The organism is Proteiniphilum sp. (genome assembly GCF_034331125.1).
In the GTDB taxonomy this organism is placed as follows: Bacteria; Bacteroidota; Bacteroidia; order Bacteroidales; family Dysgonomonadaceae; genus Proteiniphilum; species Proteiniphilum saccharofermentans.
Genome location: NZ_JAXQGC010000058.1, coordinates 56,318 through 80,589, shown reverse-complemented (window position 1 = coordinate 80,589; position 24,272 = coordinate 56,318). Strand labels below are relative to the sequence as shown.

The following is a 24,272-nucleotide window of genomic DNA, read 5'->3' as shown; positions in this document are numbered from 1 at the left end:
CTTTAAAAAGTCACTTCACATTCCCGGGACAGGAAAGCGAAATTCGGTTTCTATCAGTGATTATGGGAAGTTCTTTTCTTTAACAGGGCTTAGTGAAGTATTTTCGGATAGAATCTCCTGAAGAAAGAGTTTGATTTCTTCATTCATCTGTGTGTTGTATTGATCGGGAAATCTTCCATGACCTCCTCCCGGTACGGTGGTAAACTTATGCTTCACCCGGTTCTGCTCCAAAACACCCGCCATTAATTCCGACTGGGAATAAGGAACCACCGGGTCAGCGTCTCCGTGTATTATATAGGTAGGGGCCGATTGTGAATTGACTAAATAGTAAGGCGAGATGGATTTGACAAACGCCACATCTCCGGCATAGTGTCCCAGCCAGGTAGCCAACGAAGGATAAAACATAAAGTCATCCAACTTAGCCGGTCCGAATTTATTTATGACTGCTATGATGTCGTACTCCTTATCCGGTAAACATTTGGGATTGAATTTATGATCGTGATCCAGATAAGCAGCAGCCATCGCCAGATGTGCCCCGGCTGATCCTCCTTGCAAGACAATCTTTTTCGGATCGATGTTCAAGCCCTCCGCGTTATTGACTAAATACATCATAGCACACCGTATGTCTTCGACAGCCGCCGGAGCAGTCGCCTGTGGTGTCATCCTGTATTCTACGTTGGCTATTGCAAATCCCATCGAAAAATAAACGGAATACCCTGTTTGTGATTCCTTTTCTCCATGGTTCCATCCTCCACCGTGTATATTAATTATAACCGGCACAGGCTTTTCCGGCTTTTCCGGAAAGTAAATATCCATCCGGTTTTGCGCCGGATCGTCGTCAAGGTAGGCAACGTCTATCAGCGAAGTGTAGCCGGAAGGAACCGATACCGTTTTGTAGGTGTAGAAGTTCAACGTAAAAACCGCATTCTGATTGCCGGTATTACCCGATTCTACAAAGGTTCCGGCGGGAACAGTCAGCGTATAGGCCGTATTTCCGGAAGGAGAAGCGACCAAGTCTACCGGAATCAGCACTGTATCGCCCTTAAAAGTACAGGCAGAGACAGGGATAGCCGTTCCATTCAGATCAATGCTCCCCGATCCTGCCACAAGCGTTTTATTGTACTTCAATGATATATTTTTCGTCAGGTTGTAATAGCAAATGCCGCCCTCTTCGATGGATGAAGTAAGCAAGGTCAGGTTGTTGACATCCTCCGGAGTTCGGGTAACAATACGATAGATATAGATGGTTCCTCCGGAAGTATTGGCGATACGCAACTTGACGGGAGATGTTTTCCCCAGATTCTTAACGGTATGCATCGTAACTCCGGCTTTTACTCCGGGGATGGTTTCTATCGTATTCCAACTACCTCTGCGGTATTCCTGTAAAGCAAACGTATTTCCGTCAGTACCCACATTGGCATAAATATCTATCTCTTCTATACTTTTCAAAGTCGGGAATTCAATACTGCCTCCATTGGATTGCCTGTCCATGGCAATACGTCTTCCGGTAATTAAAGCCGCCGCCGTCAGCTTAAAGCCATTGATCTCGGAGGAAGGGTAACTTCCGGATGCCGGGCGTTCAATGGCTTCTCCCCAACCGGTATCGTTCAAGTTAACCTGAATACGATCTGCCGTTTCGGGTTTAGGTTTAGAATTAGATGCAGGCTCTGGACTGCGATATTTCGCCAAGCTGATATCGTCAATAACCAAATAGGTACTCCCTGCCGTTACGGTCTGACTGAATATGCACCCCGTTAACAGCACAATAGAAAATAAAATTGTTCTCATCGCTGTATATTTATTCTTGTTTAGTGTATAACAACCAGTTTCTGTTTTTTACACTGGTTGTACAATAAGTATTAAATAATAAATCGTATTCTTTGTTCTCTTTAAAGAAAGTAGCCCTACGCAATATCCAGCAAAGTCTTTCCTGGTTTTCGCCCCACTCTCTGATCTGTTGGTAGGGAAATTCACTTTGGGGCTTACCCAAGTAAGGTTTGATAAATTCAATGGCCTGCGTAATACTTCTGCCGTCGTCGGAAGTTGCATTATACAAGTCAATACCGAAACATTGAGCCAAGGCGGCCATATCCATCATATGGCTGATATTGAATAAGGTATAGTGAAAAGCAAGGGTGCGTTCCAACTCCAAAGGCTGACTTCCATCAGGCTCTACCTGATTGAAAATTCGTTTCGTGGCAAACCCTTTGATCAAATTCAGGGAAACTTCTTTTTTGTTTGCAAACATAGCATAAGCAGCCACTTGTGCGTCATAAGCCGTTCCATGATTGTTTGCTGCACGATACTCTTCCTTTCCATTCTCGCTGTTAAGCAACCATTCGACAAAATCACCGAACCATTGTTTCAATGCTTTCAGATCCGTTTCTTTCATCGCCCTGGATTTGCTCAGGAGCTGGATGCAATCGACCATTTCGATCATGCCATATACATCAATGATACCGTAGCCTCGTCCTTTCCCATTGTTGTGTCCGGGTATCATTTGGGCATAATCCAGATTCGGATTCATCCGGGTCTCCTCATTCAGGAACCATAAGCGAAGATTCTCAACCGCTTTTTCCGCATATCGCTCTTCTTCCGTAAAATAATAGGCATATCCCAAAGTAACCACCGATTTGATCATCGCATCCATCTTGTAACGATCCAATTCATAGATCTCCGGATTGCGCTCCCCATCCCGGCGAATATAAGGTAAGCCATCCGGTTTGGTTGGATCAGGCCACCAGTAAGGCCCCATGCTGACATAATCGTGTTTGTCTCCGCTGACGGCAACGATCTTTTTTTCGGTTACCGGAGCAATAGCGGTTGTCAGCGCTTTGTCAGCGTCTTTGACGAGCAACTGCAAGGCTGCTTCTCCATTCCGTATACTTTGTATATTCGCTTTTGCATACGCTAATTGCCTGGAAGGAGCCGTTTCCTGCACAATGACCACTTCTCCTCCGGCGCCCTGATTATCTTCGCTAAGCGTCGTCCCTTTATTACAACCGCACAGACAAAGAATTGATAAAACAATACTCAACATAAACTTGTACATCGTGACTTTTTTATACTCATTTCTTCCTGATCACTCCTTTTACTTCCGGAGAATTTATAACGACAGAGCCGGTCTCGCTGATATTCAGAAGTCCTGTTTGCCGGATAGAGTACTGTCCTTTGCGGTTGTTGACATTATCGAAGGTGCATCCTTCGATAAGAAGAAAACCACCCAATGTAGATTCGTCATTTCCCCCACGGTAAAATTCCAATGCCCATTGTTCAATGTCCTTGAAAGTTGTATTTTTCAAGAGGATGTATTCGGCATTGTAGACACCTTTGTCTTCTTTTTCCGCATTCAGGGCAAATCCACGATAAGAATCGCTGACAGTAGAATTAATGACAACAATACTGTCCGCGAACGAAGCGGGATACGCTTTGAAAACCGAACCGCCGTCCGTATTCTTAAAACCGTGGATCAAGCAGTTGTCTATTTTCAGGCGATATGGTTCCGTCATATCGGATTTTCCCGTTATAAAAGCATACTTGGCCGGTAAATTACCCGTTGCATTTCCGTTAATCTCAACACCATGCAATTGTAAGTGTGAACCGCCACGCAATTCAAATACGGCAACAGCATTCCCTTCGTAAGCCGCCTGAATGACCGGACGCTTTGCGAGTCCCTGTGCCGCTTGGATAGTCAAAGGAAAATCAATCACCAGTTTTTTGGAACAAGTGTAGTCTCCTTCTGTCGTCAGCACAATCACATCGCCCGGTTTCGCTTTCCTGACCGCAGCAAACAACTGATCTCCCCCGGCAGCCACCTGATGCGTTTGGGAGGCGCCTGTTACGACCGGAGCATCAGACAAGGGAATATATTTCCAGGAAGCGGGTCCGCAGTTGGACTTCGATGGGCGTTGCAATTGCTCTTGACCGGTCATTTCAAAAGCACCGATTGTTTGCGGCACATCTCGTTGGCGACCTTCAATATCGGTTTTTACATACTCAATCTTCATGGATGTTGTTTTGGAAGTGAGAGGCAAAGGCAATCCACCCTGACCCTTCCGTAGTTTCAGTGTTTCCGGCAAAAAACCTTGACCGGACTCATTCCCTTTGCTTCCCGTAAGAATATTATCGACAAAACGGATGCCATCTGTTTTATCGAATGTTTTGATCAAGGCTGCTTCCTGAGGAGCGTACACGATATTGTTGGCAATCGTCACATCCCGGGGAACATCCGTTCTTTCCGCATCACTCCCTACGCAAAACTGCCAGGGCAACACGCAATCCACCCAGGTATTGAACATAATTTCCACATCCTTTACCTGGTGATAGCGATTAGGGACGGAATTAGGAACTCCGTTCATGATCACCAAAGGTGCCCGGAAATCCTTTCCTTTCAAACCATAGAAATAGTTGTTGTACACTTTGTGGCCGGCATTGATGACACGTACTCCTCCGGTAAACTCTTTTCCGTTGCCAATAAAGTAATTACCCGACACAAGGTTACGATTCCCGTGCCTTAACACCACGCTTCCTTCGCATTCCAGAAAGAGGTTGTCAATAATTTGGTTTTCGCAGGATTTGATGGAAATCACCTCGACTTCCCCGTTGCAACGTTCAAACAGATTACCTTCGATAATCGTCCCCGATACGTCTAAGGATACCTGACTGGTACCGACACGAATCGTTTCCCCTCCATTGGATCCTAATCGGGGACGGGGGCCGAAGTGATTACGGTAAATACGATGGTAATTTTGATGATGCCCTTCTCCGTTCGGCCAGATCACAAAAGTACATCCCTGGTTTTTCTTTCCGCCGAAATAACAATTCTCTACCACGTTATGTTGCCCCCAAAGGCTCACCCACGAATCCTGGTCAAGACGGTTCGGCTTGTTGAAATGATCAATCACGCAATTCTTAAGCACAGAGTGATAAGCCGCTTTACTCGTTCCTTTGCGGAACTCAATGACCGACTTTGTAGGCGTATAACCGTTGACAAAGACCAAGCCGTCCACCACCAAATAATTTCCGTACAGATTCAGACAAGAAAGGCCTTCGAATGTCGTTTGCCCGGGTTTCTCCACTGTCAGTGTAATGGGTTTCTGTTCCGTTCCCTCTCCATAAAATTCCAATTGGACATTTTTCCATACGCCCGGAGACAGCACAATGCTGTCCCCGGCCTGGAGAAATTTTACCCGGGCAGTATATTCTGTGATATTCGACACCTTATAGGTTGCCGATTGCAACAGACAAGGAAGAAACCATACAATTAACGCTATTCTTTTCATATGACTAAAATTATTTATTTTCAATGGTGTCATATGGAACTCGCTTTTAATCATGTTCTTGAGTGAGAACAATTCCCATGCTCGTTTCATTGGTTATTTTTGATAATAACAGTTGAACGTCCAGTCCGAATTGTTGATCGTGCTTTCAATGTTTACATTCACAACTTCTATGAATCCGATCTTATCGATATTAGCATCCGAATAGTCGGCAGTTCCTTTAATAGCTGGGGGCGTATTGGCAGCTACGGTATATTTTACAAACAAAATAACATCTCCCGGATTAAACGCCGTTTGGTATTTCAAGGTATTGGAAAAACCGCTCGTATAGTTCAATCCGTCCTCTTTAATAATATCCAGGGAGATTTTTTCCAAGGTTTTTGCCTTTACCAAATCGATGTACTTCTTATCTTCCGCAAGGTTTGCATTCAGAGTCCTGAGCCGTATCATGGTCGGCATCACTTCTGTCGGCAGGTTGACAGCAGAACCGGTAGTCGCCCTACACCTAAAGTTCCTTGTTTGGTTTTCACTGTTATTCGGATTGTTTATCTGAAATTCCCCGCCGCTGATCGAGGCATAGAAAGTAATGTTATGCTTGACACTTTCATAATCGCAGGGGGTCAGTACTTCTCCCGTCTGCGCGCTAAAAAAACTGTTGCCGTCAACAATGCCTTGGCATTGTGTCGTTTTATTCTCCCAATAATAAATGGTAGAGACATCAGGTAGGGTAACCTCGAATGCATCGGTCACTACTAATTCTTTAGTTCCATAATACTTTAATATAAGAGAAACCGTTGTGGCGGCAGCGAATCCGGACGGAATGGTCAGATTCATCGAAGCGCTTGTTTGCTGTGAAATACTTCCCTTCTCTTCTCCGAACCAAACTTCTTCAATCAGATTCAGGTTTTCCCCGGTGATGGTAAAGGAGCTGCCTGCCTCTCCGGCCAGCGGGAATGTATTCACGGAAGGAAGCGGTGTATTCAGATTAAAATCACTACTTCCGGTTCCGATATTCCGGTAAGATGTTCCATCGAAATACGTTAGAGAAATCTCTACCGGACTGTTCTCAAAGTAAGGCACTTCTACCACCAATTCTTTTTCTCTTACTCCCTTAATCACCCCTGCAGCCGTACCAAAATAAACATTCGAGCAAACATCCATATTGGTTCCCGACAACACAATCTCATCCTTCGGTTGTGCAGTGAGCGGATAATCTGTCAATGACGGAACGGGATATTCCATCTCGAAAGTAAATGACGTCTTCGTTTCCCCGTATGTATTCTTCACAACTATCTCCCCCGAACGGCAGGTATTCGTAATCGTCACAATCACCTCTTTGGAATTAACCAAATAAGTCAGGTGAGCTAACCCACCGCCTATCCAAACCGAATCGACCCATTGCAGGTGCTCTCCGGAAAGAGTTACTTCGGTACCTACTTTCCCTTTCAGGGGATAGACATCTGATATTTCAGGGAGACTTTCATTCCTTTCTGGATACACTAATTTATCATTGCATGCTGCCGACAAGATTAAGACCAGGCAGCCTGCTATTGCTCCGATGTTTCTTCTATTTCTCATGATCATTCTATTTTATCAGCTATTAATAGCCCGGATTTTGTGTAATCGATTCATTCACGGAAATCACGCTCAAAGGGATAGGCAAAATCAACTGCCAGCTTTCCAAAGTACGGTTAGACATATAGCTTCCGGCATTTCCGGTGTCGGTATAACAACCGCTAAGATTTCCGTTCGCCGCGTTGACCGTCTGTTCTGTTTCATAATGTGCTTCCATCACCGGGATAAACCGATTCGTCCTCACCAAGTCAAAAAAACGATGATTTTCGAAAGCAAACTCCAGACGGCGTTCTTTCTCCATCGCCAGGCGATATTGGTTCCGGTCTTTGATATCCTCTCCCGTCAGAGCGGCCAAACCGGCTCTTTCACGGGTTGCGTTCAACAGATTCAAGGCTGTTGTGGTAGGTCCTGAAAGTTCATTCTCAACTTCTCCCAACATCAGCAGCACATCCGCAAACCGGAGAATCGGCCAGTCATTCTCCGCGTCATACTTTGTAGATACTTGCGATAAAAATTTCTTCACATACGCGGTGTAGACAGTTCTTTCACCTTCCGGTTTGTCCCCGTTTTCCCATGTTTCCGACAAAGTAACGTTTTTGCGTCTATCTGCCAAGTCATAAGATTGCGTTAAATCGTAGGTAGGACAGTTGAACCCGTCTCCACTGGAATTGATGATAAACGCGAAACTGTTGGCAGGAGCAAAATTATTGGCAAAGGGAGAGCCTAATCCCAAACCTCCGGCTTTGTAACGCACCGTAAACAGTATTTCATCGTTCATTTCATTGGCTGTCGAAAAAACATCGGCATAGGAAGTGGTAAGTAACTTGTATCCACTATTTTCTTTTACATCCTGCAACAGGGCTTTAGCCTCCGTCCAACGCTCTAATGTCATGTATATTTTTGCCAACAAGGTTTTGGCAGCCCAAACATCAACTCTTCCCTTATCGGTATCCGAATGTTTATCCGGCAGGCGATTGTTTATCGCCGCTTTCAGGTCTTCTTCTATCTGGCTGTAGACTGTTTTTACATTGCTTCTTTCCATTGTTTTCATTTCATCGATTTCTGCCGACCGGGTCAACAAGAAGACAGGACCGTATAAACGAACCAAATTGAAATAATGGTAGGAGCGAATAAACAAGGCTTCTCCTTCGTATTGTCGTTTCAAACTTTCGTCTTCCACGACATCCAGATGTTTCAACACTACATTGCAGTTCGCTATATTGTGGTAAACGCTTTCCCAGTATTCTTCGTTCTGAGCGTGATTAGTGGAGATACGGTTTTTATCCAGGTCATAAATATTTTTACTGGTTTGGTTGGTTGAATTTCCAACATAATGGCGGCTGTTGTCCGAACGAAGTTCCGTCAGGAACCACTCGTTGTTCATGCACTTTTGCAGACCTCCATAGCATGCAATAACAGCTTGGTTGATATCGTCCTTGTTTTTATAAAAACTTCCCTCCCCAATGTATTCCGTAGGGTCCACCGTCAAAAAATCATTGCAAGCCATCAATATAAAAAGGCTCAACCATACGGCCAAATGTATTATTTTTGTTGTCATTTTTGTTGTGATTATAAAAGTAAAAAAATCAAAATGAGATATCGATGCCCACACTGAATGTTCTTTGCAAAGGAAATGCTCCGCGTTGGTAACCGGAAACCAGAGGATTGCTATAATTTCCACTGGTCACACGAGCTTCCGGGTTAATTCCCCGATAATCCCCTGTCCACCAATAACCAAGATTTTGTACGGAGGCATAAGTCCTTAGTTTCCTCAAGGACAATTTCTTGCAGACTTTTTTCGAGAATGTATACCCTAAAGTAATGTCGCGCAAAGCAATATACGAAGCATCCTCGATAAAATAGTCGGTCAGCATTTGGTCTATGCCTACTTTACGATACGGAGTTTTTCCGTCTCCCGGATACTCGGCGCTGATCCAACGATCGGACACGTAGTTCTTGTTCCAACGCATGGTTTCATTGTAGAATCCGTCTCCATTCAGCACACTGATTCCTTGAACTCCTTGAAACAGGAATGAGAGATCGAAATTCCTGTATTTAAGGTTATTGACTATTCCCCAAGTGAAATCCGGAAACGGATCGCCTAACGCCACCATATCCTGATCGTTAATGACATTGTCGTTGTTCGTATTGGCTACTCTCAACCCACCTTCCACATCGTTAATGTGGTGAGGATTATTTTGAATTTCTTCCGCACTTGCCCACACTCCTATTGTCTTGTATCCGTAAAACTGAACAGCAGGTTTTCCCACTTGTGCCAGATATTGTTCATTCCTTTCCCCTTTTGTAATAATAGACTCTTGCCCTGCCAGATCGATGATCCGGTTTTCATTCGTAGAAATGTTGAAAGAAGTTACCCAGTCGAATTCCTTATTTTTAATGTTTTGGGTGGTTAATTCCACTTCCAGGCCTCTATTGCGCACTTTTCCGTTATTTGTCCATCCTTCAGTATATCCGGAAGCCGAATTGACCGGTTCCAGGAACAAGAGTTTTTTGGTAATCGCGTAATAGTAATCCATCGATAGCATGATCCTATTATTTAAGATGCTGATATCCAATCCTGTATTATACTCATTGGTTTGCTCCCAGGTGATGCCTTCATTCCCCAAGGTGGAAGAACCGATTCCCATACCTGAGGTGACAGAGCCATTCCCCGGTCCTGTGATGTAATTACTTTGTTTCACCAAATTGATATTGGCATAATCATCCAGGTTATTGTTCCCGGTTACCCCATAACTCAGTCGCAATTTCAATTGATCCAGCCAAGGAGCTTTGTCTTTCAACCACTCCTCTTCCGAGACTCTCCATCCTGTGGATACAGACGGAAACCAGGCCCAAAACTCATTCTTCCCGAATTTGGAATAACCATCGTCACGAAGGCTGGCGGATAAGAGATAGCGATCCTCATAAGCATAATTCACTCTTCCGAAGAAAGATACCAAACGCGCCTTCGGGGGAGACCAGGTGCCTGTATATTGAATGGCTTCTCCTGATGAGCTGACTTCGTATTGTTCAATAGTAGTCGCCGCATTCAGGGTACGCACCATATCAGTGGGGAAATTTTTTCCAAGAATTCCGGCAGTTTTGAGTTTTGTTTCCTGTACGGAAAAGCCTAACAAAGCATCGATACTGTGCTTTTTATTAATCAAGGTATTATAAGTGAACGTATTCTCCGACAGCAGGTCGACATACAAACGGTTTTGATACAATCCCCTGTTGGTCTCTCCGTCTCTCCTTGCCTCTTTGTTCGTATAATTGTTGGTCTCCCGGTAAGAAACATTAAATCCGTTGGACGACTTGAAATAAAGTTTATCCCACAAGTTAATATTGATGTATCCGGATGCCTGCATGCGGTATTCGTCTTGTGTGATAAACTGGTTGTCCATAATCATTCTCGGATTGTGATTGGCGGTATTATAAGGACTTACCCTGACCGAACGCTCTTGCCCGGAGATCGGGTCTATCCCTGCATAAGTCAGATTATTGAAATGCGCTCCGTGAGCATAGCTACCCAGCGCTTGTCCGGTTAAAGCCGCTGTTTCTTCCGTATGAGTAACCGGCATCCAGGAAGGAGTCCGGTAGAAATCAATAAAGTTGGTGGCCGGTCGGTTACGTTTGGAATACCCCGGATTCATATTGACTCCTACCTCTACCTTTTTTGACAGATTGGCATCTATTTTTGTCCGCAGGTTCATCCTTTTGTATTCATTGGTGATCATGATCCCCTGATCATCCGAATACGTTCCGGAAATATAGTATTTCATGTCCTTTTTTCCTCCGGAAACGCCAAAGCTTATATTGGAGATATTGGCTGTTCTTAACCCCTCTTGCTGCCAATCGGTGTTGTTATTAATACGACTGAAAGCAAATTCAGCGCTTGGCAATTGGGTGGATCCTTTCAGAATTTCTTCCTGGGTAACCATCTCCACATATTCCCGGGAAGTCATGATAGGATGCAGCCTATACGCTTCTTTTGTTCCCCAGTAAGCCTTCAGTGTATAGGTTGGTCTTTCTGGCTGACCACTTTTGGTTGTTATCATAATCACCCCATTCGCGGCCCGTGAACCGTAAATAGCCGCAGAAGCAGCGTCTTTCAATACTTCTATGCTGGCAATGTCATTGGCATCGACCGTGCCCAATCCATCCGGGACAGGGAACCCATCAATAATGATAAGCGGCTCAGAGGAAGTGCTGATCGAGCCCAATCCCCTGACGCGGATAGTGGGAGACTCACCCACTTCTGAAGTTATATTCTGAATATTAACTCCTGCAATGCGTCCTTGAAGGGCTTGGTCTACACGACTCAACGCAATGTCTTCCAATCCCTCAGTCCTTACTTTTGTAATGGCTCCCGTCAGGTGGGACTTTTTTTGCACACCGTATCCCACGACTACTATTTCATCCAGAATCAGTGGATCTTCTTCCAGGATAACTTGTATGACGGTCTGGTTACCTACAGGTATCTCCTGAGAGACAAAACCAACGAATGAAAACCGTAATGTCGATTGTTGGTCCGGGACAGTGATCTTATAATTCCCATCAATGTCGGTAATAGTCCCCATGCTTGACCCGACAACGGTTACACTCACCCCGGTGAGAGGAATATCTGTTTCATCGACGACCGTTCCACTTACAGTGATTCCTTGTTGGGAATCCAAGGGGCGTGCATTCATAGCGGAGTATCCCCACAGGAATACAAACAATAGCAGCCATGGGTGGGATGCTTTGCTCTTTTGTAAAAAGTTGTTTTTAATCATATTCTTCTTTTTTGCATGATATTAAAATCACTTTTGCTTATTCTTTAAATTGGTAAACCAATTAAACGGTGCAAATATAAATAAAATATTTTTCCAAAAAAGAAATTTTTTTTGTTAAAATTTTGCCAAAGATAAAGAATAAGCATTTAATACGCTATAAATAAGATATATAAGTAAAAATATGTTTAACAACATATCATTAAAAAAGGAATTATTTATACGGAAAGTTTTTTTTGTTCAAAAATATTCTGTACTTTTGGCAGACCAATTTGGTTGTCCAGTTTATATTTCCTTTGAAAGTAGAATGGTTATTTACTACCTTTGTGAGGAAAACAACTAACAATAAGACGCAATGAAAGAAGAAGAAAAATTACTCAAACCAGTGGATTCTATCATAAAGCAGCTGAAACACTTGTTAAGTTCCGGACAGTTAAACCCCGGGGACAGGTTGCTTTCTGAAAGAAAGTTAGCGGAAAGATTTGGAGTAAGCCGCACACACGTACGTGAAGCCATTAAAAAACTGGAATTCTACGGGATATTAAAAACGCTTCCCCAGAGTGGAACGTTTGTTGCCGGATTGGAAATTTCAGCTTTGGAAGGATTAATGACAGATGCCATGCAGGTAGAAAGCTATGACTTCTACTCGCTGGCAGAATCCCGCGTCATATTAGAAACCAGTATCGTTCGTTTAGCCTGCCAGCGCAGGACGGAAGAAGATTTAATCCTGATAGAGGACAGGATCGATGCTTACGACGAGAAGATCAAGCAAGGTGTCCAGGCAACGGAAGAAGACCTTAGTTTCCATCGCCAGATAGCGGAAGCCTCCAAAAATCCGGTATTAAGATCCATGATGCTGATCATCGCTCCAGACATTATGACAAGTTACCGGAAATACAAACCATGTAGCGATTCGGGCAAGAGATCGGTGGCCTCTATAGAACATCGCTTGTTGTTGGAATACATCCGCAACAAAGACGAAGCAGCGGCCGTAAACATGATGGAACAACACTTAAGAGGAGTAATGGAATACGCCAGGACACTAAGCGTATCGGAAAAAATGTGGGCTTCGGCTTCGGGCATTGCCTGATTACCTGAGAGTATAAATAGAATACAACATGAAGAGAAAAAAACTGCCGTTTATTTTATCGTTAGCAACTGTTTTCTTGCTTTCCGGAACAGAGACAAGTGGGGCAAAAGAACATCCGTGCCTGATCCTGACTAAATCTGGCGTAGAGGAAGCCCAAAGGATCCTGGGAAAAGCGCCATTGTTCGACAGCACGTTGGAGGAAATACGGGCGGAGATAGACGGGGTAGTTTCCCTTCCGATAGAGGTGCCTTTTCCTAAAGATGCAGGAGGGGGGTACACGCACGAACGTCATAAAAAGAACTACATGCAGATGTATCACGCGGGTATTCTCTACCAGATATACAAAGATAAAAAGTATGCCCTTTTTATAGAAAAAATGCTGAAGGAATATGCCGGTTTATACCCGTCATTGCCTTTACATCCTGTCCAAAAATCAAAGTACAGGGGGAAATTATTCTGGCAGGGGTTGAACGAGTGCGTTTGGCTGGTTCACGCCTCACAGGCCTACGATTGCGTGTACGATTTTCTTTCGGCACAGGACAGAAAATACATTGAAGAAAACCTGTTCTATCCGATGGTAGAATTTATTTCGGAGGACAACCATGAGACTTTCAACAAGATACACAATCACGGTACCTGGGCAGTGGCCGGAGTCGGGATGATTGGTTATGTCATGAACGATAACGATATGGTACAACGGGCTTTGTTGGGTTCCGATAAAAAAGGAGACACCGGATTCCTGCGGCAGATGGATATGTTGTTTTCTCCCGACGGTTATTTTACGGAAGGACCTTATTACCAACGGTATTCCCTGCAACCATTCATCGTTTTTGGCCAAGCCATACAGAACAATGAACCGGAAAGGGATATTTTCGCCTACCGGGACAGCATCCTTACAAAGGCTGTGAACACCTCTTTACAATTGGCTTATACCGATGGACAATTCTTTCACCTGAACGATGCTTTGGATAAAACCTGGCATAGCATCGAATTGGTTTACGGAGTGGATATTGCGTACAGTGTGACAAAAGACGCCGGATTGTTGGCCATCGCCGAAGAACAAGGCCGGGTAGTCCTGGGCGATGCGGGATTGAGTGTAGCCAAAGCGCTCCAAGACAATCAAAAGCAACCTTACTTATTGAAAACTTCCCTGATAAGGGATGGTTCCGAAGGGAATGAGGGTGGTATCGGCGTACTGCGTATCGGCGACCGGAAAGACCAAACTTGCGTGGTATTCAAAGCGACAGCGCAAGGTATGGGGCATGGTCATTTCGACAAACTGTCTATCTCCTTTTACGACAATGGAAAAGAGATCCTGCAAGATTACGGAGCCGCTCGCTTTTTGAATATTGAGCCGAAAAACGGAGGACATTATCTGCCGGAAAATGATACCTGGGCAAAGCAAACGATTGCCCACAACACCTTGGTTGTGGACGAATCTTCCAACTACGGCGGAAAACTGGAAGTAGCGGAAAAGTATGCCCCCACAATCACGAAATTCACAGACAGGGACAATTACAAATTAGTGGCAGCCACCGAGTCGAATGCCTATCCGGGAGTAACAATGAGCCGGACTGTGGTATTGGTGAAACTGAAAGAAATAGGGAACCCCATCGTCATCGATTATTTTACGGCTTCGTCTGAGACAGAACACCAGTATGACCTGCCCTTTTATTTCATGGGGCAATTAATGCATACCGATTTCCAATACCAGGCTTTTTCTGAGTTCAGGGAACCATTAGGCAAAGATAACGGCTATCAACATATATGGAAAGAGGCTATGGGAAAGAGCGAAAAGTCGTCGGCAAGTATGACCTTCCTCAACGGAAATCGCTTCTATACGATCACCACTTTAACAACTCCCGACACCGAACTGTTCCTGAACAGGATCGGTGCCAATGATCCGGATTTTAACTTACGGAACGAACCGGCTTTCATGTTACGTGAGAGAACAAAAAACAAGATATTCCTTTCCGTCATTGAACCGCATGGGGAATTTAATCCGAGAGAAGAATACACGGCACAACCCTATTCGGCTATACAAAACATCGGCTTGTCTCCTGACAAGAATTCGATACAGATTACCACCGTCAATCAGGAAAAAATAATGGTGGCTATCCGTTGAAAAAGGGGACAATTTACAACAATATAAAACTGAAACACAATGAGTAAGATTCAAAGCAAATCGTTCTTCATCGCGGCAGGCGAAAAGACCTATGCGGCAGGCGAAGGCATTACCCGCCAATTCGTCGGGTATGACAATAACATCATGATGGTAAAGGTCATGTTTAAGAAAGGCGCTATTGGTTACCAACACCAACATGTACATGCGCAGACCACCTATGTCGTGTCTGGTAAGTTTGAAATGACAATCGGGGGCGAAACGAAAATACTTCAAGCCGGCGATGGTTTTTACACGGAACCGGACATCCTTCACGGATGCGTCTGTCTGGAAGAAGGTATCCTGATCGATGTGTTTAGCCCGATACGCGAAGATTTTTACGAAACAATACAATAAAGGGATTTTTCAGAATGAAAATTAAAGGATTACGTTGGTGGGTGCTAAGCCTGATTTTGCTGATCACTGTCATCAATTATCTGGATAGGGGTACATTGAATTACATGTGGTTGACCAACAAAAAGATTGAATACAAAGCTTCACAGGTTGCCTATGACAATATTTCCGGCTGGTATCTGCTAACCAACGAAGACGGTTCGCAGGAGATTGTCCCACCCGATGCGGTAAAAGTAAAAGACGACGGTTCTGTCGAGTACACCCAACGAGGAGGGATCGCTTACGACCTTGGATTGGTTGACACAACGCTCGGACAAGACGAAACAGCAAAGCAAGCGAAAAACCTGTTGATGAAGATTACCATCTGCTTTATGATTGCCTATGGCATCAGCCAGATGTTTTCCGGGAAAATGTATGATAAAATCGGCACGAGAAAAGGGTTTACGGTTTCTGTATTGCTTTGGGGAGCAGCAGATGCGCTGACTTCACTGGCAAGAGGCCTGGTTTCCTTAAGTGCCTTCAGGATCATGTTAGGACTTGGGGAAGCCGGTCCCTGGCCGGGCACGGTAAAAAGCAATGCCGAATGGTTTCCACAAAATGAAAGAGCCTTTGCGCAAGGATTGTTCAATGCCTCTGCTTCGGTAGGTTCGGTGCTGGCTCCCATCGTGATTTCAATGCTTTACCTGACATGGGGATGGAAGGCGACCTTCGTTGCAGTAGGATGTTTAGGCATATTATGGCTGGCTCCTTGGCTGATCATCAACAAAAAAGGCCCGAAGGAACACCCATGGATAACCACACAAGAACAAGAATACATCCTGTCCGGACAACCGGAAGCCAAAGTCGTGAACGAAAAGGGCAAATCATGGAAAGAATTGTTGTCAAACAAGAAAAACTACTCTGTACTCTTGGGACGTCTTTTCTTGGACCCCATCTGGTGGATGTTCGTCACTTGGCTGCCGATTTACTTGGTCGAGAAATTCAATCTGGACATCAAACAGGTCGCTTTTTCGGCCTGGGTGCCTTACGCCGGGGCCGCTTTGGGAAGTATCCTGGGAGGATGGCTATCCGGACGGCTTATCCGAAGTGGGAAGTCGGTCAACTTTTCAAGAAAGACGGCTATTGTCATTGGAGCCTGCCTCATGTTTCCTTCCATTGTCGGAGCTATTTATGCACAGACAGTTCTGTCGGCAGTCGTATTGATGGCAGTCGTACTGGGAGGTTTCCAGTTTACAATGACCAATATTCAAACCCTTCCGAGCGACCTGCACGGTGGTAAGTCGGTCGGTTCATTGGCCGGATTGGGAGGAGCCGCAGCCGTATTGGGCACCGTCTCTTGTATGCTATTCGTTCCGACAATTACGGAAGGTGGCGAATGGAGCATGTTTTTCATCATGCTGGCTATATTGGTGCCCCTGTCGGTGCTCTCTATTTTTGTTACCATAGGAAAGATCGAACAAATAAAGTAAAATCACTTAAAAACATATTGTCGTTTTATTTAAAAGTAAAATTATGAAATTAAAGAACAAAGTAGCCATCGTGACAGGTGGCGCTAGAGATTTGGGCAGGGAAGTTTCCCTGAGACTGGCAAAAGAAGGAGCCAAAGTAGTTATCAACTATTTTGACAACATAGAAGACGCAGAAGCAACCAAACGCCTGATTATGGAAATAGGGGGTCAAGCCATTTTTGTGCAGGGAGACATGACCAAAGAAGAGGATGTGAAAAAACTTTTTGCAACGGCAAGAGAAACTTACGGAGATCACCTTGACGTTTTAGTCAATGTAGTAGGTGGTTTAGTCGGCCGCAAAAAGATCACGGAGCAAGACTTGGATTGGTACAATTTCCTGATGGACGTCAACATGAAGAGCTGCTACCTTTGCACCCGGGAAGCGGTTCCCATGATGGGAAAAGGAGCCTCCATCATTAATTTCTCTTCTCAAGCGGCCCGCGACGGAGGCGGGGCGGGAGCCTCATTGTATGCTACATCAAAAGGAGCGGTAATGACATTTACCCGTTCAATGGCCAAAGAACTCGGCCCCGACGGCATTCGTGTCAACGCAGTAGCTCCGGGAATGATCGCTACTTCTTTCCACGACAAATTCAGCAGCCCCGAAGGACGCAAGAACGTTGCTGCCGGCACTCCGCTTCGCCGTGAAGGAATTGCTTATGAAATAGCCGATTTGGTTGCTTACCTGGCTTCCGATGAGTCGTCTTTCATCACAGGAACAAACATCGATATCAACGGAGGGACTTATTATTCGTAATTTGTTTTTCTTACACATAAGAATGTAAATGACAAGCGGAACCTTTCCTGCTGAATCAATGTATTTGGCAGAAAAAAGGTTCCGCTTCCTGTATCACTACAGTTATAATATCCTCGTGAATTTCATGGATTAGCCGGTGTTCTCTCGTTATCCGTCTCGACCATTGCCCTTTCTATCTCCCCTTAACGCTTCGGGATATTCTACAATGTACTCTATAGCTTCTTCTTTCATAAGCTAAACAGTTTTTTTCTCGTTTAACTGCAACCCTCTCTTTCTCTGCTAGTTCAAAGTTTGTCTTTGTTTCCCTGACTATTTCTCTTGTTGTTATTACTTCCATATCCTTTATTTTTGGTGCATACAAATGCATGTACGTTTATTGATATATACAAATTATTTCTGAATTTATTTCGGGTAACAGAGAAAGATTGATCCCACAGGGAACAGCCTGCGTATCATCTTATTGATGATAAAAAAATAAGAAGAATCTTCCATATCATATCCATTTTTTATTATATTTGTGATCCATAATCCAATCACAAGCGAATATTAACCCGCATTGCAGCAATAACTTGAATAAAAGTTAAATACCGGTTATTTTAATGTTAAACTCGTCATTTTTCCAGTCTTTTCCTCTTCTTCTTTTTGGCTATTTTGCTGATATTCAATGGACGGTTGTTTGGAAAAGGAGATGTAGTCCCCCGTTTATCCTTGAAAAAACCGTCCGGGATGATTACTTTTGCACAGTCATGTTTTTCAAGACGTCCATAAAGCAAAAAGGCGGTGTCGACTACACCCATTACCGGTTGTGCGAGAGCTACCGGGAGGGCCGTTTTATCCGTAACCGGACGTTATTGTCCATCGGGAACCTGGAGTCCGAGCTTCCGGTCGAAAAGGTCAAGTTGCTGTGCAAGAGGATCAACCAGGTTTATCACGAGGGGAAAGTTTTCATGATAAGCACCTTGCGTGACGACCGTGTCGAGGCTTTGTGCAAGAAGTATGTCGAGCAGCTACACGAGGCGGGGAAAGAGGAAAAGCAAAAGAAAAAAGCCGCGGGGATAGAAGAGGTATATGTGGACAAGACCACGAACAGCCACGTGCGTGAGGTTGGAGCCGAGTGGCTTTGCCTGCAAGCGTGCGGGCAATTGCTTCTGCCGGAGTATTTTGAGGCGACCGGTTGGGATAAAGGTGTCGCCAGGTTGGCAATGGCGCAGATCATAAGCCGGGCGGTTTACCCCGCGTCGGAGTTGAAAACCGTACGCTGGTTAAAAGAGAACTCGGCTCTGTGCGAACTGGCCGGGGTTGATCCTTCGGGCATCACCAAGGACAGGCTTTATGCGATGGCGCACCGCCTTTACCGGGACAAGGACGGGTTGGAGCGCCACTTTTGCAACCGCACCAATGACTTGTTTTCCCTGGACGACAGGATTATCATTTACGACCTGACCAACACCTACTTCGAGGGGCGGATGGAAGCCAGCCGGCTGGCAAAATTCGGGCGCAGCAAGGAAAAACGCAACGACGCCAAGCAGGTGGTGCTGGCGGTGGTGGTCAATCCCGAAGGGTTCCTGAAGGAGTCGCGGATATTCCAGGGTAACATGTCCGACCCCCAAAGTCTGGGAGATATCCTGGGGAAGCTGAAAGCCCACCGTTGCGGGAACGCGAAAAAGCAGGTGGTGGTCATCGATGCCGGCATAGCCACCACGGAGAACCTGGGGATGTTGAAAGAAGCTTCATTCGACTATGTCTGCGTCTCACGCGGCAAACTTAAAGATTACCGTCTCACGGGCTTGCCCCCGGTCGAAATAGGGGACAAGTCCGGCCGGGCGATAGAAGTCAGCCGGGTGGAAGTCATGGGTGAGGCGGACAGCTTCTACAAAGTGAAGAGTTATTTTAAAGGACTCAAGGAGGCCGCCATGGAGAACCGTTTCACCGCGGCTTTCGAGTGCGGGTTGGAACAAATATCCGCGGCTTTGTCCAAAAAAGGAGGGACTAAAAAGCTGGAAAAGGTCTGGGAACGTATCGGCAGGCTCAAGCAGAAGTATACTTCGGTAAACCGTTTGTATGATATCAAGGTGCAACCCGATCCGAAAGGGGTTTATGCCACCTCGGTAACATGGGCCAGGACAGGTGCGGAGAGCGGGGAAAAACACGGGGAATACTTCCTGAGGGCTTCCCTGCCGGCTTGTGATGAAGAAACGACCTGGCTGGTTTATAACACCATAAGGGAGGTTGAGGCCACTTTCCGGTGCCTGAAAAGCGATTTAAGCCTGCGCCCGGTGTTCCATAAAACCGATGAAGCGACAATGGCGCACCTGCATCTGGGATTATTGGCCTACCAATTGGCCAGCACCCTGCGTTTCCAACTCAAACAACAGGGGATTACCCACGAGTGGAAAGAGATCGTCCGGATAATGAATACACAGAAGATGGTTACCACGAATCTTGTCAATACCGATGATGAGCGGATATCAATCAGGAAATGTTCGACCCCGGAACCCAAGGTGCAGGCAATATACAAGGCATTGGGATATGAACAAAAACCTTTTATCAGGAGAAAATCCGTAGTCCCCCAAAACATACCTGAAAAAAATGAATTGAAAATAACACAGGATATTAACTCCTCTTAGCTGCAATGTGGGTTAACATTTTATCCATACAAAGAGTAAACGCCAATGGGACACTTACCCGATTTTATCGGAGATCTGGCACTGATCCTGATTACCGCCAGTATAGCGACGATTGTTTTCAAATGGCTGAAACAACCGATCGTGCTGGGATATATTGTCGCCGGTCTTCTGGCAGGACCTTATATATCATGGCTTCCGACCGTTGCGGATATGGGTAATGTGTCGGTTTGGGCGGAAATCGGGGTTATCTTCCTGCTGTTCGGGTTGGGGCTCGAGTTCAGTTTCAAGAAACTGATCGATGTGGGAGGAACGCTTCTATTGCCACGCTGATCAATATGGGCTCCATGATTGTCATCGGCTATTTTATCGGGCAATTATTGGGATGGACGCAAATGGATAGCATTTTCCTGGGGGATGCTTTCAATGTCGTCGACGACGATCATTATCAAGGCTTTCAACGACATGGGGCTTCAGAAGAAAAAGTTCGCAGGGATCGTCTTTGGTATGCTGATCGTGGAGGATGTGGCCGCCATCGTTATGATGGTACTGCTTTCTACGGTAGCGATGAGCAAACACTTCGAAGGTGCCGAACTATTCAACAGCGTGCTGAAACTGGTGTTTTTTATTCTCCTCTGGTTCGTCGTTGGGATTTATGTAATCCCCACTTTGTTGAAGAAACTGAAACGCTATCTGACCGATGAAACTTTGTTGATTGTCTCCGCAGGACTTTGCCTGGAAATGGTGTTATTCGCTGTAAGGGTTGATTCCTCGGCGGCCCTGGGTGCGTTTGTCATGGGTTCTATCCTGGCGGAAACCATTGAGGGGAAACGCATCGAACACCTGGTTGAACCGCTTAAAAACCTTTTTGGAGCTGTCTTTTTTGTTTCTGTGAGGATGATGATTAATCCGCGGGTAATCTCGATTATATTGATTTGGTCCTCCTGTTCACATCATTGACGGCCATACGTGTGGTGCTGGCTACAACCCTTGTCCTGATGGTGCTCATACCGCTTTTCCCGAGGCTGGCAGTGTTAATGGTCATTATCGCACTGAACTTTATCACGATCATCATCTTCTCGCAGGGATTAATGAAGCAATCACATATCATGGAAACCCGTTTTCTCAGAAATTTCAATGAAAAGCAGAAATATGAAGAAAATAAATCGGCCATTTTACCGACTGTGGCCCATGCTTTACTAAACAAGAATATTCATATTGAAGAATTTGAAGTCTCCCAATCGTCCCCCAGCGTAGGGAAGACGATCCGTGAACTTGATCTCAGGCAAAAGACAGGAATCAATATAGTGGCAATCATCCGGGGGAATAAGAAAATCAATATTCCCAGGTCGGACCAGATGATCTACCCGTTCGACCGGATTGTTGTGGCAGGATCGGACAACGAGATGCAGGCATTCTTTCAATACCTGGAGGAAAGAAAGAGTTGGGTCAACGAAAATGAAAATAACGACGGAGAACACCATATCAGTGTTTCACAATACATCATTGACCCCGATTCTGTCCTGGCAGGAAAAACCATTGCCAAGTCAGGTATACGTGAAAAAACCGAATGCATGATCATCGGTATCGACCGGGAAGGCCAGTCGGAAACGAAACTTGTCTCCTCTTTTGTGCTTAAAGCCGGGGACATCCTGTGGTTGGCCGGAGAAAGGGAGAAATTAAATCACTTCGAAGATAATATCAAATAGTATTTTTTCCGTTAGAGGCTGTATCAGAATAAAAATTAAGTTTTCTCTTTTTTGAATGCGTCAGCTACCTTGTCGAAATTCTCTTTCCATGCATCGGCTACCGAAGCAAAGAAATTGGTTGCACTATCTCTCACCACATCCCATTTGGAGTCGGCCATCTGTTCATATTCGTCAAGTTTAGAAGTTAGGCTGTCTTTCATTTCTTTCAGTTTTTCCAGACGATCGCGGTATTCTTCTTTCGCTTCATCTGCAATCTCTCCTGCTTTGTCTTCCAGTTTAGTGATGTAATCTGCCAGTTCGTTTATTACATCGAGTGTCTTTTGTTTGAATTCTTCCTTTTTCATTGTAGAGGGTGTTATATGTTTCAATTACTTTAGGCATTTTGAGTCGCCTTTGCTCCTCGATTTCCAATTGAGTCGCCTTCGCTCCTCGATTTCCAATTCTCGCAACGACATATTCAAGTAAACGTAGTTGTTTTCTACGCTCAACATAGTCAAAACAAGTTTTGCCTCTGTATTCGCTTATCGAAAACATTCCAAGCAAGTTTGTCTTCTGTTCGTATTGCTTGGCGAAAATGTTGACTTCTACTCTATAAACAGATAGCAGAAAAATTAGTTCAACTTCAATTGAATGAGGTCGTGTAAAAACGGTGATGAGGCTACAGCCCGGAAAAAATAAAAATCGTATCTTTGCATCTTAACTCAATAGGGATATGTTGAATATAGTAATTTTTGGAGCTCCCGGATCGGGAAAAGGAACACAAAGTGCGAAATTGGTTGAGAAATACGGACTCAAACACCTTTCCACAGGAGATATACTGCGCGAGGAGATAAAAGCAAATACGGAATTGGGAAAGTTGGCCGACTCATACATGTCGAAAGGGCATCTTGTCCCCGATGAGTTGGTAATTGATATACTGGATAGCTTGATCAGTAAGCATGCTGATGCCAAAGGTTTTATTTTTGACGGATTTCCCCGGACACTTACGCAAGGGGAAGCACTCAGCAAAATGTTGACAAAGCATGGTGAGGATATAGATGCCGTCCTCAGTTTGGAAGTGGAGGAAGAGGAGTTGATCGACCGCTTACTGAAGCGGGGGCAGATCTCCGGACGGACGGATGATAATCGGGAAACTATTGAATCGAGGTTGAAAGTGTATCATGCGCAGACCGAACCGCTCAAGGAGTTTTACCGGACACGCGGCACATTAAGAAATATTGAAGGGGTTGGTTCTATTGATGATATCTTCAGATCCATCGAGAAAGAGATCGACCGGTTAGAAAAATAAAAATGGCGGAAACAAATTTTGTAGATTACGTAAAAATTTTCTGTAGGTCAGGTAAGGGCGGACGAGGTTCCGCCCACCTGAGAAGGGAAAAATATATTCCGAAGGGTGGTCCCGACGGGGGAGACGGAGGTGATGGCGGAAGTATTATCCTTCGTGGTAATCGTAACTACTGGACATTGCTTCATCTGCGTTATCAGCGCCATATCTTTGCAGGACACGGTGAAGGAGGGTCGAAAGCACAGCGTTCCGGGAAAAAGGGTGAAAGCAAAGTGATTGAGGTCCCTTGCGGTACTGTGGCTTATGACGCTCATACCGGAGAGTACCTGTGTGATATAACGGACGACGGACAGGAAGTGGTTTTGCTGAAGGGGGGACGTGGAGGCAGAGGTAATGTCCATTTTAAGTCGGCTACTAACCAGACACCCCGCTATGCGCAGCCGGGCGAACCGTATGAAGAGCGGTGGATAATACTGGAGTTGAAATTACTGGCGGATGTAGGGCTGGTCGGTTTCCCGAATGCAGGAAAGTCCACCTTGCTTTCGGTAGTGTCGGCTGCCAAACCGAAGATCGCCAATTATCCCTTTACCACGCTTAAACCTAATTTGGGTATTGTGGAATACCGCGATGGAAAATCATTCGTAATGGCCGATATTCCCGGGATTATAGAGGGTGCCAGCGAAGGAAGGGGGCTTGGTTTGCGATTTCTCCGGCATATTGAACGGAATTCGTTATTGCTTTTTGTGATCCCTGCCGATGCGAACGACATAAAAGAGGAATACAATATCCTGCTGAACGAGTTAACCCAATATAATCCGGAGTTGTTGCATAAAACTCATCTGTTGGCTATTTCAAAAACTGATATGCTTGATGAGGAGCTGATGCAGGAGATAACGCTCGACCTGCCCGATATTCCTTATCTGTTTATCTCCTCTGTGACAGGATATGGAATTCCGACCCTGAAAGATATGTTGTGGCGGGAACTCAATTCTGATAATTATGTGCCTATATCGGCATCGCGCGATACATTGGTACATAGAAACCTCGATCTCTCCGGCCTTGAATTTGAACCGGAAGAGGAACTTCCGGTAGATGATTCCGTTTTAGATGATGAGCCGGAAGAGGAGGATAACTACTACGAAGAGGATTTTTAACGTT

Annotated in this window: 17 protein-coding genes and 2 pseudogenes; 10 read left to right on the top strand and 9 right to left on the bottom strand. The window is 45.1% G+C overall.

Annotated features, from left to right (window positions below; genetic code table 11):
* Positions 1 to 60: 60 nt before the first annotated feature.
* The 6 genes from U2P89_RS14055 to U2P89_RS14030 all read right to left on the bottom strand — a co-directional run bounded on the left by U2P89_RS14055 (position 61) and on the right by U2P89_RS14030 (position 11,629).
* Positions 61 to 1,788: an alpha/beta hydrolase gene (locus U2P89_RS14055; RefSeq protein ID WP_322191695.1), complete on the bottom strand. Its 1,728-nt coding sequence runs from the start codon at positions 1,786 to 1,788 to the stop codon at positions 61 to 63.
* Between the two features lie 10 nt (positions 1,789 to 1,798).
* Positions 1,799 to 3,052 carry an alginate lyase family protein gene (locus U2P89_RS14050; protein ID WP_322191694.1) on the bottom strand — a complete coding sequence of 418 codons (1,254 nt, stop codon included), beginning with the start codon at positions 3,050 to 3,052 and terminating at the stop codon, positions 1,799 to 1,801.
* 16 nt (positions 3,053 to 3,068) lie between these two features.
* A complete protein-coding gene (locus U2P89_RS14045) occupies positions 3,069 to 5,282 on the bottom strand; it encodes a polysaccharide lyase 6 family protein (protein WP_322191693.1) in 2,214 nt (737 codons plus the stop codon).
* 93 nt (positions 5,283 to 5,375) lie between these two features.
* Positions 5,376 to 6,857: an IPT/TIG domain-containing protein gene (locus tag U2P89_RS14040; protein ID WP_322191692.1), complete on the bottom strand. Its 1,482-nt coding sequence runs from the start codon at positions 6,855 to 6,857 to the stop codon at positions 5,376 to 5,378.
* A gap of 22 nt (positions 6,858 to 6,879) precedes the next feature.
* Positions 6,880 to 8,412 carry a RagB/SusD family nutrient uptake outer membrane protein gene (locus U2P89_RS14035; RefSeq protein ID WP_322191691.1) on the bottom strand — a complete coding sequence of 511 codons (1,533 nt, stop codon included), beginning with the start codon at positions 8,410 to 8,412 and terminating at the stop codon, positions 6,880 to 6,882.
* A 28-nt stretch (positions 8,413 to 8,440) separates the two neighbouring features.
* A complete protein-coding gene (locus U2P89_RS14030; protein WP_322191690.1) occupies positions 8,441 to 11,629 on the bottom strand; it encodes a TonB-dependent receptor in 3,189 nt (1,062 codons plus the stop codon).
* A 352-nt stretch (positions 11,630 to 11,981) separates the two neighbouring features.
* On the opposite strand from U2P89_RS14030, the gene U2P89_RS14025 reads away from it, so the two are divergent.
* From U2P89_RS14025 to U2P89_RS14005, 5 genes are read left to right on the top strand one after another with little or no spacing between them, the layout of a single operon-like run.
* On the top strand, positions 11,982 to 12,716 hold the full coding sequence (locus U2P89_RS14025; RefSeq protein ID WP_322191689.1) for a FadR/GntR family transcriptional regulator: 735 nt from the start codon (positions 11,982 to 11,984) through the stop codon (positions 12,714 to 12,716).
* A gap of 28 nt (positions 12,717 to 12,744) precedes the next feature.
* Positions 12,745 to 14,841 carry an alginate lyase family protein gene (locus U2P89_RS14020; protein WP_322191688.1) on the top strand — a complete coding sequence of 699 codons (2,097 nt, stop codon included), beginning with the start codon at positions 12,745 to 12,747 and terminating at the stop codon, positions 14,839 to 14,841.
* Positions 14,842 to 14,880: 39 nt separating this feature from the next.
* Positions 14,881 to 15,234 carry a cupin domain-containing protein gene (locus tag U2P89_RS14015; protein ID WP_322191687.1) on the top strand — a complete coding sequence of 118 codons (354 nt, stop codon included), beginning with the start codon at positions 14,881 to 14,883 and terminating at the stop codon, positions 15,232 to 15,234.
* A 14-nt stretch (positions 15,235 to 15,248) separates the two neighbouring features.
* On the top strand, positions 15,249 to 16,700 hold the full coding sequence (locus U2P89_RS14010; protein WP_322191686.1) for an MFS transporter: 1,452 nt from the start codon (positions 15,249 to 15,251) through the stop codon (positions 16,698 to 16,700).
* Between the two features lie 43 nt (positions 16,701 to 16,743).
* Complete coding sequence (locus U2P89_RS14005) at positions 16,744 to 17,496, top strand: glucose 1-dehydrogenase (RefSeq protein WP_322191685.1); 753 nt, start codon at positions 16,744 to 16,746, stop codon at positions 17,494 to 17,496.
* 55 nt (positions 17,497 to 17,551) lie between these two features.
* On the opposite strand, the pseudogene U2P89_RS15270 reads toward U2P89_RS14005, so the two are convergent.
* Both U2P89_RS15270 and U2P89_RS14000 read right to left on the bottom strand, forming a co-directional pair.
* A pseudogene (locus tag U2P89_RS15270) lies at positions 17,552 to 17,656 on the bottom strand (hypothetical protein); the annotation flags it as partial.
* A 12-nt stretch (positions 17,657 to 17,668) separates the two neighbouring features.
* The gene (locus U2P89_RS14000; RefSeq protein WP_322191684.1) at positions 17,669 to 17,833 is read right to left on the bottom strand and encodes a hypothetical protein; all 165 of its coding nucleotides are present in this window, start codon (positions 17,831 to 17,833) and stop codon (positions 17,669 to 17,671) included.
* A gap of 409 nt (positions 17,834 to 18,242) precedes the next feature.
* On the opposite strand from U2P89_RS14000, the gene U2P89_RS13995 reads away from it, so the two are divergent.
* From U2P89_RS13995 to U2P89_RS13985, 3 genes and pseudogenes are all read left to right on the top strand, one after another.
* Entirely contained in the window at positions 18,243 to 20,123 is a 1,881-nt protein-coding gene (locus U2P89_RS13995) for an IS1634 family transposase (RefSeq protein WP_322191683.1), read from the top strand.
* A 45-nt stretch (positions 20,124 to 20,168) separates the two neighbouring features.
* Positions 20,169 to 21,080, top strand: a pseudogene (locus U2P89_RS13990) (cation:proton antiporter).
* Complete coding sequence (locus tag U2P89_RS13985) at positions 21,056 to 21,829, top strand: TrkA C-terminal domain-containing protein (RefSeq protein WP_322191682.1); 774 nt, start codon at positions 21,056 to 21,058, stop codon at positions 21,827 to 21,829. Before U2P89_RS13990 ends, U2P89_RS13985 begins: the two are co-directional and overlap by 25 nt.
* Before the next feature lie 35 nt (positions 21,830 to 21,864).
* Here U2P89_RS13985 and U2P89_RS13980 read toward each other — a convergent pair whose 3' ends face one another.
* Positions 21,865 to 22,173, bottom strand: coding sequence for a hypothetical protein (locus tag U2P89_RS13980; RefSeq protein WP_322191681.1), 309 nt, complete (start codon positions 22,171 to 22,173; stop codon positions 21,865 to 21,867).
* A 368-nt stretch (positions 22,174 to 22,541) separates the two neighbouring features.
* Here U2P89_RS13980 and U2P89_RS13975 point away from each other — a divergent pair, with 368 nt between their 5' ends.
* Both U2P89_RS13975 and obgE read left to right on the top strand, forming a co-directional pair.
* Positions 22,542 to 23,117 (top strand): adenylate kinase, encoded by a 576-nt coding sequence (locus U2P89_RS13975; RefSeq protein ID WP_322191680.1) that lies wholly within the window; start codon positions 22,542 to 22,544, stop codon positions 23,115 to 23,117.
* A gap of 2 nt (positions 23,118 to 23,119) precedes the next feature.
* On the top strand, positions 23,120 to 24,268 hold the full coding sequence (obgE, locus tag U2P89_RS13970; protein WP_322191679.1) for a GTPase ObgE: 1,149 nt from the start codon (positions 23,120 to 23,122) through the stop codon (positions 24,266 to 24,268).
* Positions 24,269 to 24,272: the final 4 nt, after the last annotated feature.

What these genes read in the sequence shown, in the direction of transcription:
- U2P89_RS14055 (WP_322191695.1), bottom strand. Translation starts at nt 1,788, where the DNA reads ATGAGAACAATTTTATTTTCTATTGTGCTGTTAACGGGGTGCATATTC.
- U2P89_RS14050 (WP_322191694.1), bottom strand. Translation starts at nt 3,052, where the DNA reads ATGTACAAGTTTATGTTGAGTATTGTTTTATCAATTCTTTGTCTGTGC.
- U2P89_RS14045 (WP_322191693.1), bottom strand. Translation starts at nt 5,282, where the DNA reads ATGAAAAGAATAGCGTTAATTGTATGGTTTCTTCCTTGTCTGTTGCAA.
- U2P89_RS14040 (WP_322191692.1), bottom strand. Translation starts at nt 6,857, where the DNA reads ATGAGAAATAGAAGAAACATCGGAGCAATAGCAGGCTGCCTGGTCTTA.
- U2P89_RS14035 (WP_322191691.1), bottom strand. Translation starts at nt 8,412, where the DNA reads ATGACAACAAAAATAATACATTTGGCCGTATGGTTGAGCCTTTTTATA.
- U2P89_RS14030 (WP_322191690.1), bottom strand. Translation starts at nt 11,629, where the DNA reads ATGATTAAAAACAACTTTTTACAAAAGAGCAAAGCATCCCACCCATGG.
- U2P89_RS14025 (WP_322191689.1), top strand. Translation starts at nt 11,982, where the DNA reads ATGAAAGAAGAAGAAAAATTACTCAAACCAGTGGATTCTATCATAAAG.
- U2P89_RS14020 (WP_322191688.1), top strand. Translation starts at nt 12,745, where the DNA reads ATGAAGAGAAAAAAACTGCCGTTTATTTTATCGTTAGCAACTGTTTTC.
- U2P89_RS14015 (WP_322191687.1), top strand. Translation starts at nt 14,881, where the DNA reads ATGAGTAAGATTCAAAGCAAATCGTTCTTCATCGCGGCAGGCGAAAAG.
- U2P89_RS14010 (WP_322191686.1), top strand. Translation starts at nt 15,249, where the DNA reads ATGAAAATTAAAGGATTACGTTGGTGGGTGCTAAGCCTGATTTTGCTG.
- U2P89_RS14005 (WP_322191685.1), top strand. Translation starts at nt 16,744, where the DNA reads ATGAAATTAAAGAACAAAGTAGCCATCGTGACAGGTGGCGCTAGAGAT.
- U2P89_RS14000 (WP_322191684.1), bottom strand. Translation starts at nt 17,833, where the DNA reads ATGGAAGTAATAACAACAAGAGAAATAGTCAGGGAAACAAAGACAAAC.
- U2P89_RS13995 (WP_322191683.1), top strand. Translation starts at nt 18,243, where the DNA reads ATGTTTTTCAAGACGTCCATAAAGCAAAAAGGCGGTGTCGACTACACC.
- U2P89_RS13980 (WP_322191681.1), bottom strand. Translation starts at nt 22,173, where the DNA reads ATGAAAAAGGAAGAATTCAAACAAAAGACACTCGATGTAATAAACGAA.
- U2P89_RS13975 (WP_322191680.1), top strand. Translation starts at nt 22,542, where the DNA reads ATGTTGAATATAGTAATTTTTGGAGCTCCCGGATCGGGAAAAGGAACA.
- obgE (WP_322191679.1), top strand. Translation starts at nt 23,120, where the DNA reads ATGGCGGAAACAAATTTTGTAGATTACGTAAAAATTTTCTGTAGGTCA.